Below are 14046 nucleotides of genomic sequence, written 5' to 3' on the forward strand. Positions count from 1 at the left end.
GCCAGAATGGCTGAAACCTCCGTCCGCAACTTTAACATCAACTTCGGACCGCAGCACCCTGCGGCGCACGGTGTTTTGCGTCTTGTGCTGGAGCTTGACGGCGAGGTGGTCGACCGCGTCGATCCGCATATCGGCTTGCTGCATCGCGGCACCGAAAAGCTGATCGAGCACAAAACCTATCTGCAGGCAGTGCCCTATCTCGACCGGCTCGACTATTGCGCACCGATGAACCAGGAGCATGCCTTCGCGCTCGCCACCGAGCGGTTGCTCGGCATCGAAGTGCCGAAGCGCGGCCAGTTGATCCGCGTGCTCTATTCCGAGCTCAGCCGCATCATGTCGCACATCCTCAATGTGACGACGCAGGCGCTGGATATCGGCGCGCTGACGCCGCCGCTGTGGGGTTTCGTCGAACGCGAAAAGCTGATGGTGTTTTATGAGCGCGCTTCCGGTTCGCGCATGCATGCGGCCTATTTCCGTCCCGGCGGCGTGCACCAGGATCTGCCGGCGAAGCTGGTCGAGGACATCGGCAAGTGGATCGACCCGTTCCTGAAGTCGCTTGACGACCTCGACAGGCTGCTTACCGGCAACCGCATCTTCAAGCAACGCAATGTCGATATCGGTATCGTGTCGCTTGCCGACGCCTGGGCCTGGGGCTTTTCCGGCGTCATGGTGCGCGGCTCGGGTGCGGCCTGGGATTTGCGCAAGTCGCAGCCTTATGAATGCTATTCCGAGATGGATTTCGACATCCCGATCGGCAAGAACGGCGACTGCTACGACCGTTATCTCGTGCGCATGGAAGAGATGCGCCAGTCGGCGAAAATCATGCGCCAGTGCGTCGACCTTCTGCTCGGCAAGGAGAGCACCGGGCCGGTGTCGAACCTCGACGGCAAGGTGGTGCCGCCGAAGCGCCAGGCGATGAAGCGCTCGATGGAAGCGCTGATCCATCATTTCAAGCTCTACACCGAGGGCTATCGCGTGCCGGCCGGCGAGGTCTATGCTGCCGTCGAGGCGCCGAAGGGCGAGTTCGGTGTCTATCTCGTCTCCGACGGCACCAACAAGCCCTATCGCTGCAAGCTGCGCGCGCCCGGCTTCGCGCATCTGCAAGCCATGGATTTCCTCTGCCGCGGCCACATGCTGGCCGACGTCACTGCCGTCCTGGGTTCCCTCGATATCGTCTTCGGGGAGGTTGATCGGTGATGGCGGCAGCCAATCCTACAGTGCGCTCTCAGGTCGGTGTTCGAGGGAATGCCGACGCTGCCCTACCGCGGTGGCGCGAATTGGCAAAAGCCATGCTGCCGGTCGAGTTCGCAGAGGCTTCTTACAACTCGACTCAGCACTGTTCGATCTATGACTTCTTTTTTACCCTGCTACCCAAGACGCGCCTTGCCCACCGCGACAATGACGTCGACAAGCTGGGTAGAATGCACGGGTTCGCCCAATGGGCTGCCGTTCACCCGAACAAACAGATTTGGAATGCGGCTGGTGTCGCTTTTTACGAGCACTTGTTCGACGATGACATCGACGCTGATGCGGTCATGGCATGGATCTCGCCTCAAGTAAGGCAAACTGTTCTGGGGCTGTGGCAATACATGTTGCCCGCAGAGCGATTTGCGAGTGTTGCTCGATCTGCCGAACGCATTCCGTTTTCTCATCAGAAAGAATGTGAAACCGCAATAGCTCTCGTAGCAGAGCAGGGGCCCGATCGCTAAATGTCAGTCCGCCGTCTCGCAGAAGCAAGCGTCCAGCCAGCCTCCTTCGCCTTCAACCGGGCGAATGCGGCGGTTGCGAAGCAATGGATCAAGAAATATCCGAAGGGCCGCGAGCAGTCGGCGATCATTCCCTTGCTGATGATTGCGCAGGAGCAGGAAGGCTGGGTCACCAAGGCGGCGATCGAGACGATTTCGGACATGCTCGGCATGCCGCGCATTCGCGGCCTCGAAGTCGCGACCTTCTACACGCAGTACCAGCTCAATCCGGTCGGCACGCGCGCACATATCCAGGTCTGCGGCACCACGCCCTGCATGCTGCGCGGCTCGGAAGCGCTGATGGATGTGTGCCGCTCGAAAATCCATCACGACCAATTCCACACCAACGACAAGGGCACACTGTCGTGGGAGGAAGTCGAATGCCTCGGCGCCTGCGTCAACGCGCCGATGGTGATGGTCTTCAAGGATACGTTCGAGGATCTCACCCCCGAGCGGCTGGCCGAAATCATCGATCTTTACGATGCGGGCAAGGGCGCCTCGGTTCCCACGGGACCGCAAAACGGCAGAACCGGCTCGGAGCCGGCGCCTGGCCTGACGACGCTGAAGAGCGAAAAGGCGATCCTCAAAGCAACGCGCGACAAGGAAGCCAGGGCGGCGAGCAAGGCTGCCCACGCGGCGCCCGACGCAATCATTGCGGCGCCTGTTCCGGCTCCTGCCGCTCCTGCAGCGGCCGCCCCGGTCGCGCCATCCAACGCCGGCAAACCGAAAACCGATGCGCCGGAAACCAGCTCGGCGTTGAAGTCGCCCTCCAGGGCCAAGGTTGCACCGGCGGCGGAAAAAGCGGCGAGCGTCCCGGCGCCCCTGCATTCGGCCGCCAACGCCAACACCGCGGCGCCTGAAGTCGAGAAGGTCGCCAAGCAGCGTAATGGCCCGAAGACCACCTCCACGCCGGCAGCTGCCTTCATCGCTCCGGAATTCAAGGCGCCAGCGGCCAACGCCCCGGTGGCCCCGACCGTCAAGGCGCCGACAGCCAGACCCGCAAAGCCGTCGCTCGAGGACAAGAACCGTCCGGCCGGAATCGACAGGCCGGCTGCGGTCGACGATCTCAAGCTGATCTCGGGCATTGGCCCGAAGATCGAGGGCATCCTTCATTCGCTTGGCATCTTCACCTTCACACAGGTCGCATCCTGGAATAAGGCCGAGCGCGACTGGGTGGATGGATATCTCGCTTTCCAGGGCCGCATCGAGCGCGACGACTGGGGCAAGCAGGCCAAGGCGCTCGCCAAGGGCGGCGTCGCCGAATACATCCGCGTCTTCGGCAAGGAGCCACGTTGATGGCTGAAGCGCAAAGCACCGGATCTTTGCTGTCGCTGCGCAGCATTGTCATCGGCGTTGTCTGCATCGCTGCTGCCAACATCCTTCTGGAGGGGCTTCGGCGCCTCGTCGAATTGCCGTTTTCGGATACCCTGGAATCGATGGCCGCGACCGGCATAGGCGTGCTGGTGTGGGTCTCGATCGTCTTGCGGGGAAAGAGGTAAGTCATGCTGGCTGACAAAGACCGCATCTTCAACAACATCTACGGGCTCTTCGACAAGTCACTGGCCGGCGCGATGGCGCGCGGCGCCTGGGACAACACGCCCGGCATCATCGCCAAGGGGCGAGAGTGGATCGTCAATGAGATGAAGGCGTCCGGCCTGCGCGGCCGTGGCGGCGCCGGCTTCCCGACCGGGCTGAAATGGTCGTTCATGCCCAAGCAGAGCGATGGAAGGCCGAGTTATCTCGTTGTCAACGCCGACGAGTCCGAGCCCGGCACGTGCAAGGACCGCGATATCCTGCGCAACGATCCGCACACCCTGGTCGAGGGCTCGTTCATCGCCGGCTTCGCCATGGGCGCGGTCGCCGCCTACATCTATGTGCGCGGCGAGTTCATCCGTGAGCGCGAGGCGCTGCAGCGCGCCATCGACGAGGCCTACGAGGCCAGGCTGATCGGCAAGAACAACACGTCCGGATACGATTTCGACATCTACATGCATCACGGCGCCGGCGCCTATATATGTGGCGAGGAAACAGCACTTCTCGAAAGCCTCGAAGGCAAGAAGGGCCAGCCCCGGCTGAAGCCGCCATTCCCAGCCAATGTCGGCTTGTACGGTTGTCCGACTACCGTGAACAATGTCGAGTCAATCGCGGTCGCGCCGACCATTTTGCGCCGTGGCGCCGCCTGGTTCTCGTCCTTCGGCCGCCCCAACAATGTCGGCACCAAGCTGTTTTGCATCTCGGGCCATGTCAACAATCCGTGCACCGTCGAAGAGGCGATGTCGATCCCGTTCCGCGAGCTGATCGAGACGCATTGCGGTGGCATTCGCGGCGGCTGGGACAATCTCCTCGCGGTCATTCCGGGCGGCGCTTCGGTGCCGCTGGTGCCGGCCGAGCAGATCATCGATGCGCCGATGGATTTCGATGCTTTGCGCGACCTGAAATCCGGCCTCGGCACGGCGGCTGTCATCGTCATGGACAAATCGACCGATATCGTGAAGGCGATCGCCAGGCTTTCCTATTTCTACAAGCATGAGAGCTGCGGCCAGTGCACGCCATGCCGCGAAGGCACCGGCTGGATGTGGCGGGTGATGGAGCGGCTGGTGCGCGGCGAGGCGCAGAAGCGCGAGATCGACATGCTGCTCGACGTCACCAAACAGGTGGAGGGTCATACGATCTGCGCGCTGGGCGATGCCGCGGCATGGCCGATCCAGGGCCTGATGCGGCATTTCCGCGGCGAGGTGGAGCGGCGCATCGACGAGTTTTCGCGCAACGCGCACCGGGCCGAACCGGTGATGGTGGCGGCTGAGTAGATTTGAAATACGGGCGCAAGCCCGGGACTGACACAGCGGGGCGGGGCAAGCGAAGAAACGACCAGGAGATGTCTATGGCGCAGTATTCGAACCCTTTGATGCCCAATTTGGACCAGCTTGAAAAGATGAACCAGGATTTGACCAGGATGATGCCGAAGGAGATGGCCAGCGCCGTCAACCTTCTCGCGCATCCTGTCGCTGGTGCCGCCGCGATGTCGGCGCTGGGCTTCGGCCTTGCCAACCATGCATTTGGCGTGTGGCTCGGCGCCTTGTCGGGTGCTGCCGAGGCATCGCAGCGGATTTTCCAGCCGATCATCGACGATTTCGAGCAGCGCACCCAAGAGTTCTCCGAGACCGCGCCGGCCACCAAGGCGCGCGCGGCGACCAGAACCCTGATCGCCGAGGCGCAGAGTTTTGCCCAGGATGTGACCGATATTGCCGCTCGCACCGTCGATGCCGAGCCGGAGAAGACCGATGCCGTCGCCGAAGGCGCGACGATCGGATTGATGCCGGAGGATTTCAGACAGCCCAAGGCCATGGCGCGTCCGGCCAAGCCGTCGGATCTCAAGGCGATCACCGGCGTTGGGCCGAAGCTGGAAAAGGTGCTGAACGGCCTCGGCATCTGGACCTTTGCCCAGATCGCGGCGTGGACGCCGGAAGAGATCGCCTGGGTCGAGGACTACCTGTCGCTCACCGGCCGCATCGGCCGCGACGAGTGGACCCGCCAGGCCGCGGCGCTGACGCTGGCTGCCAAGGCGAAGAAGTAGGGGTGGCAGGCATGGAGATCCACGACAGGAGCGATGTTCTCGATGTGCGCAATGCCATCGTCAGCAACTCCAGATTTGACGATGTGAACTTGTCGAACACGCAGTTTCACAACGTCGACCTGTCGGCGGCCGTGGTGGACGACGCGAACCTCTCGAACGCGTTTTTCAGCAATGTGAATATGAGCAATCTGAAGATAGAAAACGCTGAAGTCGCCGGCATGATGATCAATGGCATCAGGCTGAGCGATCTGTTTCAGGCATATGAGACGGCGCAGACCGCCGGGGGCAATTGATGGCAAAGCTCAAGGTCGACGGGAAAGAGATCACTGTACCCGACCACTACACGCTGCTGCAGGCGGCCGAGGACGCCGGCGCGGAAGTGCCGCGCTTCTGCTTCCATGAGCGGCTGTCGATCGCCGGCAATTGCCGCATGTGCCTGATCGAGGTGAAGGGCGGGCCGCCCAAACCGCAGGCCTCCTGCGCCATGAATGTGCGCGACCTGCGTCCGGGTCCGAATGGTGAGGCGCCTGAAATCTTCACCAACACGCCGATGGTCAAGAAGGCCCGCGAAGGGGTGATGGAATTCCTCTTGATCAACCATCCGCTGGATTGCCCGATCTGCGACCAGGGCGGCGAATGCGACCTGCAGGACCAGGCGATGGCCTTCGGCGTCGATTCCTCGCGCTATCACGAGAACAAGCGCGCGGTCGAAGACAAGTATATCGGCCCATTGGTCAAGACGGTTATGAACCGCTGCATCCACTGCACGCGCTGCGTCCGCTTCACCACGGAAGTTGCAGGCATTTCCGAGCTTGGCCTGATCGGCCGCGGCGAGGATGCCGAGATTACCACCTATCTCGAAAGCGCCATGACCTCGGAGCTGCAGGGCAATGTCATCGACCTTTGCCCGGTCGGCGCGCTGACGTCGAAGCCTTTCGCCTTCCAGGCACGGCCGTGGGAGCTGACCAAGACCGAATCCATCGACGTCATGGACGCCGTCGGCTCGGCAATCCGCGTCGACAGCCGCGGCCGGGAGGTGATGCGCATCCTGCCGCGCGTCAATGAAGCGGTGAACGAGGAGTGGATTTCCGACAAGACCCGCTTCATCTGGGACGGATTGCGAACGCAGCGCCTCGACCGCCCCTATGTCCGCAAGGACGGAAAGCTGGCGCCGGCCAGCTGGGCCGAAGCGTTCGTTGCGATCAGGGATGCGGTGTCGAATGCCGCGCCCGAGAAAATCGGCGCGATTTCGGGCGATCTTGCCGCCGTCGAGGAAATCTACGCACTGAAGCAGCTTATGGCTGCGTTGGGCTCAAGGAACACCGATTGCCGCCAGGACGGCGCCGCACTCGATCCGGCGCTCGGCCGCGCCAGCTACATCTTCAACCCGACCATCGAGGGCATCGAGCAGGCCGACGCGGTGCTGATCATCGGCGCCAATCCGCGCTTCGAGGCCTCGGTGCTCAATGCCCGCATCCGCAAGCGCTGGCGGATCGGCAATCTGCCGGTCGGCGTCATCGGCGAGGTCGGCGACACGCGTTACGACTACGAACAGCTCGGCGCCGGTCCGGAGTCCTTGAAAGATCTGGCCGACGGCAATGGCAAGTTCTTCCAGGTGCTGAAGAAGGCGACGCATCCTCTGATCATCGTCGGCCAGGGCGCGCTGTCGCGTGCCGACGGCGCGGCGGTGCTCGGCCAGGCGGCGAAACTCGCCACGGCCGTCAACGCTGCGCGCGCCGACTGGAACGGCTTTGCCGTGCTGCACACTGCGGCCGCGCGCGTCGGCGGTCTCGATGTCGGCTTCGTGCCTGGCAAGGGCGGCAAGAACGTTGCCGGCATGCTGGGGGAGAGCGAGGTTCTGTTCCTGCTCGGCGCCGACGAGGTCGACATGTCCAAGACCGGCGGCGCCTTCGTCGTCTATGTCGGCACGCATGGCGACGCCGGTGCGCACCGCGCCAATGTCATCCTGCCGGGAGCCGCCTACACCGAAAAGTCCGGCACCTATGTCAACACCGAGGGACGCGTGCAGCAGACCAACCGCGCGGGCTTCGCGCCGGGCGACGCGCGCGAAGACTGGGCGATCCTGAGGGCATTGTCCGATGTGCTGGGCAAGAAACTACCCTTCGATTCGCTGCAGCAGTTGCGCGCCAAACTTTATGGCGAATACCCGCATCTCGCCCGCATCGATCATGTCGAAGCCGGCAATGCCGATGACGTCGCTAGGGTGGCGAAGCTCGGCGGGCGGCTGAACAAGGGCACTTTCACCTCGCCGGTCACGGATTTCTATCTGACCAACCCGATCGCGCGGGCCTCCGCCGTCATGGCGGAATGCTCGGCGCTGGCGAAAAACGGCTTCAGGCAGGCGGCAGAGTAGACATGGACACCTTCTTCTCCTTCTACGTGCTGCCGACGCTGATCATCCTTTTAAAGTCGGTCGTGCTGATCGTCGTTTTGCTGATCGGGGTTGCCTACCTGCTTTACGCCGACCGCAAGATCTGGGCGGCGGTGCAATTGCGCCGCGGCCCGAACGTCGTCGGCCCGTGGGGCACGCTGCAGGCTTTCGCCGATCTGCTGAAATTCGTCTTCAAGGAACCGGTCATTCCGTCCGGCGCCAACAAGGGCGTGTTCCTGCTGGCGCCGCTGGTGTCGGCCGTGCTGGCAATCTCGGCCTGGGCGGTCATTCCCGTCAATGCGGGCTGGGGGATCGCCAACGTCAATGTCGGCATCCTCTACGTCTTCGCCATCTCCTCGCTCGAGGTCTATGGCGTGATCATGGGCGGCTGGGCGTCCAACTCGAAATACCCGTTCCTCGGCGCGCTGCGCTCGGCGGCGCAGATGGTGTCCTACGAAGTCTCGATCGGCTTCGTCATCGTCACCGTGCTGCTCTGCGTCGGCTCGCTCAACCTGTCGGACATCGTGCTGTCGCAGCAGGATGGGCTGGGCACCAAGCTTGGCCTGCCCAACAGCTTCCTCGACTGGCACTGGCTGGCGCTGTTCCCGATGTTCGTCATTTTCTTCATCTCGGCGCTGGCCGAGACCAACCGCCCGCCCTTCGACCTGGTGGAAGCCGAGTCGGAACTCGTCGCCGGCCATATGGTCGAATACTCCTCGACGCCGTTCCTGTTGTTCTTCCTCGGCGAATACGTCGCCGTGGTGATGATGTGCGCGCTGGCCACCATCCTGTTCCTCGGCGGCTGGCTGCCGCCCTTCGACTTCGCCCCCTTCACCTGGGTGCCCGGCGTGATCTGGTTCGTGCTCAAGATCTGCCTGATGTTCTTCATGTTCTCGATGGTGAAGGCCTTCGTGCCGCGCTACCGCTACGACCAGCTGATGCGGCTGGGCTGGAAAGTGTTCCTGCCGATCTCCCTGTTCATGGTCGTTGCCACCGCGGCCTTCCTCAAGATCACGGGGTTTGCGTGATGTCCGCTTTTGGCCAGGCCGCAAAATCGCTGCTGCTGCAGGATTTCGTCAGCGCCTTCTTCCTGTCGATGCGCCAGTTCTTCGCGCCGAAGGAAACGATCAACTATCCGCACGAGAAAGGGCCGACCAGCCCGCGCTTCCGTGGCGAGCACGCGCTGCGCCGCTATCCCAATGGCGAGGAACGCTGCATCGCCTGCAAATTGTGCGAAGCGATCTGTCCGGCGCAGGCGATCACCATCGAGGCCGGCCCGCGCCGCAATGACGGCACGCGCCGCACCGTGCGCTACGACATCGACATGGTGAAGTGCATCTATTGCGGCTTCTGCCAGGAAGCCTGCCCGGTCGACGCCATCGTCGAGGGGCCGAATTTCGAGTTCGCGACGGAGACGCGCGAAGAGCTTTACTACGACAAGGACAGGCTGCTGGCGAATGGCGACCGCTGGGAGCGCGAACTGGCGCGCAACATCTCGCTGGACTCGCCTTACCGCTGACATTTGACGCATGGACGGGGCGAGGGCCCTCGTCTAAGGACAACGCAACTTGCCGGCCTGAGGCGGTCGCAGAAATCAAACAGGACGGATGTCCTGTTTGGACAGGAACCCGGGGGATCCCCAATGCTGAGTGGACTAGAGGCGGCCTTTTTCTACCTCTTCGCCTTTGTCGCGGTGGCGTCGGCCTTCATGGTCATTTCGTCGCGCAACCCCGTGCATTCCGTGCTGTTCCTGATCCTGACCTTCTTTAACGCCGCCGGCCTGTTCATGCTGACCGGCGCCGAGTTCCTGGCGATGATCCTGCTTGTCGTCTATGTCGGCGCGGTCATGGTGCTGTTCCTGTTCGTCGTCATGATGCTCGATGTCGACTTCGCCGAGATGAAGGAAGGCGCCCTGCAATATGCGCCGATCGGCGCGCTGGTCGGGCTGATCCTGGCGGCCGAGCTGATCGTGGTGCTCGGCGGCTACACCTTCGCGCCGCAACTGGCCTCGACGGTCTCCAAACCCATCCCGGATCTTGCCGCGCGGACAAACACCGCAGCACTCGGCGACATCCTCTATACCGACTACCTCTACTACTTCCAGATTTCGGGCCTCATCCTGCTGGTCGCCATGATCGGCGCCATCGTGCTGACGCTGCGCCACAAGGAAGGGATCAAGCGGCAGTCGATCGCAGCCCAGGTCGGCCGCACGCCGACGACAGGCATGGAAATCCGCAAGGTCAAGTCGGGCGAGGGGCTCTGACGATGTTCGGTCGTTTGAAGAAAAATACTGGGGAGAGCAGGTTGCCTCTTGGCGGGTTGATTCGACTGAAAAGGCCTGGGTATTCGTCTGGAATCGCGACGGGAATCTTACGCTGAACATCAAGAGCGAAGATTTCACATACGTTCAGGGGGCAGGCCGGAATGATGCAACAGTTATCTTCGAGCCTTCTGCCATAGACAGCCTTTTGGACGCCATCGTATCCGCGCGTTCAATGATTCAACAAATGCCGGGAAAGGTTTGATCTGGCCATGGTCGTCGGCATCGCACATTACCTGACCGTATCGGCGATCCTGTTCACGCTGGGCGTGTTCGGCATCTTCCTGAACCGCAGGAACATCATCGTCATCCTGATGTCGATCGAGCTGATCCTTTTGGCGGTCAACATCAATTTCGTTGCCTTCTCGGCGGCATTGGGCGATCTCGTCGGCCAGGTGTTTGCCCTGTTCGTGCTGACGGTCGCCGCCGCCGAAGCGGCCATCGGTCTTGCCATTCTCGTCGTCTTCTTCCGCAACCGCGGCTCGATCGCGGTCGAAGACGTGAACCAGATGAAGGGTTGACGGGGCTAACATGTATCAAGCGATCGTCTTCCTTCCGCTGCTCGGCTTCCTGATCGTCGGTCTGTTCGGCAATTCGCTGGGCGCCAAGGCATCGGAATACATCACCTCGGGCTTCCTGGTGATCTCGGCCGTGCTGTCCTGGGTCGCCTTCTTCTCCGTCGGCTTCGGCGAGGGCGAGGTGTTCACCGTGCCGGTACTGCGCTGGATCCAATCCGGCGGGCTCGACGCGTCCTGGGCGCTCAGGATCGATACGCTGACGGTGGTCATGCTGGTGGTGGTCAACACGGTGTCGGCGCTGGTCCACATCTATTCGATCGGCTACATGCACCACGATCCGAACCGGCCCCGCTTCTTCGCCTATCTGTCGCTGTTCACCTTCGCCATGCTGATGCTGGTGACGGCCGACAATCTGGTGCAGATGTTCTTCGGCTGGGAAGGGGTGGGTCTCGCCTCCTATTTGCTGATCGGCTTCTGGTACAAGAAGCCGTCGGCCAATGCCGCTGCGATCAAGGCCTTCGTCGTCAACCGCGTCGGCGATTTCGGCTTTGCGCTCGGCATTTTCGGCGTCTTCGTTTTGTTCGGCTCGGTCAATCTCGGCACCATCTTCGCCAATGCCGCGACGTTCATTCCGGCTGAAGGCGCACCACAAGGCGCCGCCGTGCTGACCTTCCTCGGCTATGCGCTGGACAAGCAGGCGGCCATGACCATCGTCTGCCTGCTGCTGTTCATGGGCGCTATGGGCAAGTCGGCGCAGGTGCCGCTGCACACCTGGCTGCCGGACGCGATGGAAGGCCCGACCCCGGTCTCGGCACTGATCCATGCCGCCACCATGGTGACGGCCGGCGTGTTCATGCTGGCGCGGCTGTCGCCGCTGTTCGAACTGTCGCATTCGGCGCTGACCGTGGTCACCTTCATCGGCGCCTTCACCGCCTTCTTCGCGGCGACCGTCGGCCTGGTCCAGAACGACATCAAGCGCGTCATCGCCTATTCGACCTGCTCGCAGCTCGGCTACATGTTCGTGGCGCTCGGCGTCGGCGCCTATGGCGCGGCGATTTTCCATCTGTTCACGCACGCCTTCTTCAAGGCGCTGCTGTTCCTGGGCTCGGGCTCGGTCATCCATGCCGTCTCCGACGAGCAGGACATGCGCAAGATGGGCGGCCTGCGGAAGCTCATTCCGAAGACCTACTGGATGATGGTGATCGGCACGCTGGCGCTGACCGGCGTCGGCATTCCGGTGACCGTCATCGGCACCGCCGGCTTCTTCTCCAAGGATGCCATCATCGAGGCTGCCTTTGCCGGCCACAATTCGGTCGCCGGCCTCGCTTTTGTCCTGCTGGTCATCGCCGCCTGCTTCACCTCCTTCTACTCCTGGCGGCTGATCTTCATGACCTTCCACGGCGAGCCGCGGGCGAGCCACGACGTCATGCACCATGTCCATGAATCGCCGCCGGTGATGCTGGTGCCGCTGTTCATCCTGGCCGCGGGCGCGCTGTTTGCCGGCGTTGTCTTTCATGGCGCCTTCATCGGCGAAGCCTATGCCGAATTCTGGAAGGCGTCGCTGTTCACGCTGCCGGGCAACCACATCCTGCACGAGATCCATGAATTGCCGCTGTGGGTCGAGCTGGCACCGTTCGTCGCCATGATCATCGGCTTTGCCGTCGCCTGGAAGTTCTACATCCGCTCGCCGGAGCTGCCCCGGAGCGTCGCCGCCAACCATCGGCTGCTCTATGCCTTCCTGCTCAACAAATGGTACTTTGACGAGCTCTACGACGTCCTGTTCGTGCGGCCGGCAAAGGCGCTGGGCAGGTTCTTGTGGAAGACCGGCGACGGCACCATCATCGACGGGCTCGGCCCTGACGGCATTTCGGCGCGTGTCGTCGACGTCACCGACCGCGTCGTCAAGCTGCAGACCGGCTATCTCTATCACTATGCCTTCGCCATGCTGATCGGCGTGGCCGCACTCGTCACCTGGATGATGCTCTGATGACCGCCTGGCCAATCCTCTCGCTGGTCACGTTCCTGCCGCTCGTAGGTGTGCTGCTGATCCTGTTCATCAGGGATGACAGCCCGAATGCGCGTCGCAACATCCGCGCCATCGCGTTCACGACGACAGCAGCCACCTTCATCATCTCGCTGTTCATCTGGACCGGCTTCGACAATTCGCAAGCCGGCTTCCAGTTCGTCGAGAAGTTTGCCTGGTTGGATTCCGGCATCTCCTACCATATGGGCGTCGACGGCATTTCGATGCTGTTCGTCATCCTGACGACGTTCCTGATGCCGCTCTGCATCCTGGCGTCGTGGGAAGCGATCGACAAGCGGGTCAAGGCCTACATGATCGCCTTCCTGCTCTTGGAAACGCTGATGATCGGCGTGTTCTGCGCGCTCGACATCGTGCTGTTCTACGTCTTCTTCGAGGCCGGCCTGATCCCGATGTTCATCATCATCGGCGTCTGGGGCGGCAAGCGCCGCGTCTATGCCTCGTTCAAGTTCTTCCTCTACACGCTGGCCGGCTCGGTGCTGATGTTGCTCGCCATCATGGCGATGTTCTTCCAGGCGGGCACCACCGACATCCCGACGCTGCTGACCCACAACTTCCCGGCCCACATGCAGACATGGCTATTTCTAGCCTTCTTCGCCTCCTTCGCGGTGAAGATGCCGATGTGGCCGGTGCACACCTGGCTGCCCGATGCGCACGTCGAAGCGCCGACGGCGGGCTCGGTGATCCTGGCGGGCATACTGTTGAAAATGGGCGGGTACGGCTTCCTGCGCTTCTCCCTGCCGATGTTCCCGCTGGCGTCGGAAATGTTCGCACCGCTGGTGTTCACGCTGTCGGTCGTCGCCATCATCTACACCTCGCTGGTGGCGCTGATGCAGGAGGACATGAAGAAGCTGATCGCCTATTCCTCCGTCGCCCATATGGGCTTCGTCACCATGGGCATCTTCGCCATGAACCAGGAAGGCGTGCAGGGCGCGATCTTCCAGATGCTGAGCCACGGCCTCGTCTCGGGCGCACTGTTCCTGTGCGTCGGCGTCATTTACGACCGCATGCACACGCGCGAGATCGACGCCTATGGCGGCTTGGTCAACAACATGCCGAAATACGCCACGGTGTTCCTGATCTTCACCATGGCCAATGTCGGCTTGCCGGGCACGTCAGGTTTCGTTGGCGAGTTCCTGACCATGCTCGGCGTGTTCCGGGTCAACACCTGGGTGGCTTTCTTCGCCGCCACCGGCGTCATCCTGTCGGCGGCCTACGCGCTCTGGCTCTACCGCCGGGTGATCTTCGGCGCGCTGACCAAGGAAAGCCTGAAGGGCCTGCTCGATCTGTCGACGCGCGAGAAGGCAATCATCTACCCGCTGGTCGTGCTGGTCATCTTCTTCGGCGTTTATCCCGCTCCCGTCTTCGATGCCACGGCCCAGTCGGTCAAGGCGCTCGTCACCAATGTCACCGCATCCATCGGCGCCGCGCAGACCGCGGCGGCGAACTGACCAGA

General features: G+C 62.3%; 14 protein-coding genes. All 14 read left to right on the forward strand.

What is annotated here, in order from left to right; translation table 11 throughout:
- Positions 1 to 6: 6 nt before the first annotated feature.
- Positions 7 to 1197 (forward strand): NADH-quinone oxidoreductase subunit D, encoded by a 1191-nt coding sequence (locus NLY33_RS16530; protein ID WP_023685196.1) that lies wholly within the window; start codon positions 7 to 9, stop codon positions 1195 to 1197.
- Positions 1197 to 1709, forward strand: a complete 513-nt coding sequence (locus tag NLY33_RS16535) for a DUF7674 family protein (RefSeq protein WP_023700376.1) — start codon at positions 1197 to 1199, stop codon at positions 1707 to 1709. Before NLY33_RS16530 ends, NLY33_RS16535 begins: the two co-directional genes overlap by 1 nt.
- Positions 1710 to 3041: an NADH-quinone oxidoreductase subunit E gene (locus tag NLY33_RS16540; RefSeq protein WP_023670821.1), complete on the forward strand. Its 1332-nt coding sequence runs from the start codon at positions 1710 to 1712 to the stop codon at positions 3039 to 3041.
- Positions 3041 to 3244, forward strand: a complete 204-nt coding sequence (locus NLY33_RS16545; RefSeq protein ID WP_023670820.1) for a hypothetical protein — start codon at positions 3041 to 3043, stop codon at positions 3242 to 3244. The genes NLY33_RS16540 and NLY33_RS16545 overlap by 1 nt, the downstream gene beginning before the upstream one ends.
- Before the next feature lie 3 nt (positions 3245 to 3247).
- Entirely contained in the window at positions 3248 to 4552 is a 1305-nt protein-coding gene (gene nuoF / locus NLY33_RS16550; protein WP_023670819.1) for an NADH-quinone oxidoreductase subunit NuoF, read from the forward strand.
- 74 nt (positions 4553 to 4626) lie between these two features.
- A complete protein-coding gene (locus tag NLY33_RS16555) occupies positions 4627 to 5319 on the forward strand; it encodes a helix-hairpin-helix domain-containing protein (RefSeq protein ID WP_023685199.1) in 693 nt (230 codons plus the stop codon).
- An 11-nt stretch (positions 5320 to 5330) separates the two neighbouring features.
- Positions 5331 to 5612: a pentapeptide repeat-containing protein gene (locus NLY33_RS16560; RefSeq protein WP_023685200.1), complete on the forward strand. Its 282-nt coding sequence runs from the start codon at positions 5331 to 5333 to the stop codon at positions 5610 to 5612.
- Positions 5612 to 7693, forward strand: a complete 2082-nt coding sequence (nuoG, locus tag NLY33_RS16565; protein WP_023698336.1) for an NADH-quinone oxidoreductase subunit NuoG — start codon at positions 5612 to 5614, stop codon at positions 7691 to 7693. Before NLY33_RS16560 ends, nuoG begins: the two co-directional genes overlap by 1 nt.
- 2 nt (positions 7694 to 7695) lie before the next feature.
- Positions 7696 to 8739 carry an NADH-quinone oxidoreductase subunit NuoH gene (gene nuoH, locus NLY33_RS16570; RefSeq protein WP_023685202.1) on the forward strand — a complete coding sequence of 348 codons (1044 nt, stop codon included), beginning with the start codon at positions 7696 to 7698 and terminating at the stop codon, positions 8737 to 8739.
- Entirely contained in the window at positions 8739 to 9230 is a 492-nt protein-coding gene (nuoI, locus tag NLY33_RS16575) for an NADH-quinone oxidoreductase subunit NuoI (RefSeq protein ID WP_023685203.1), read from the forward strand. Before nuoH ends, nuoI begins: the two co-directional genes overlap by 1 nt.
- Before the next feature lie 123 nt (positions 9231 to 9353).
- Complete coding sequence (locus tag NLY33_RS16580; RefSeq protein ID WP_023706138.1) at positions 9354 to 9974, forward strand: NADH-quinone oxidoreductase subunit J; 621 nt, start codon at positions 9354 to 9356, stop codon at positions 9972 to 9974.
- A gap of 269 nt (positions 9975 to 10243) precedes the next feature.
- Positions 10244 to 10552, forward strand: coding sequence for an NADH-quinone oxidoreductase subunit NuoK (gene nuoK, locus NLY33_RS16585; RefSeq protein ID WP_023670810.1), 309 nt, complete (start codon positions 10244 to 10246; stop codon positions 10550 to 10552).
- 10 nt (positions 10553 to 10562) lie between these two features.
- Positions 10563 to 12536 carry an NADH-quinone oxidoreductase subunit L gene (gene nuoL / locus NLY33_RS16590; protein WP_023706137.1) on the forward strand — a complete coding sequence of 658 codons (1974 nt, stop codon included), beginning with the start codon at positions 10563 to 10565 and terminating at the stop codon, positions 12534 to 12536.
- The gene (locus tag NLY33_RS16595) at positions 12536 to 14041 is read left to right on the forward strand and encodes an NADH-quinone oxidoreductase subunit M (RefSeq protein ID WP_023670808.1); all 1506 of its coding nucleotides are present in this window, start codon (positions 12536 to 12538) and stop codon (positions 14039 to 14041) included. The genes nuoL and NLY33_RS16595 overlap by 1 nt, the downstream gene beginning before the upstream one ends.
- Positions 14042 to 14046 lie beyond the last annotated feature (5 nt).

Origin of the sequence: Mesorhizobium sp. C432A, assembly GCF_030323145.1 — a bacterium.
Classification (GTDB): domain Bacteria; phylum Pseudomonadota; class Alphaproteobacteria; order Rhizobiales; family Rhizobiaceae; genus Mesorhizobium.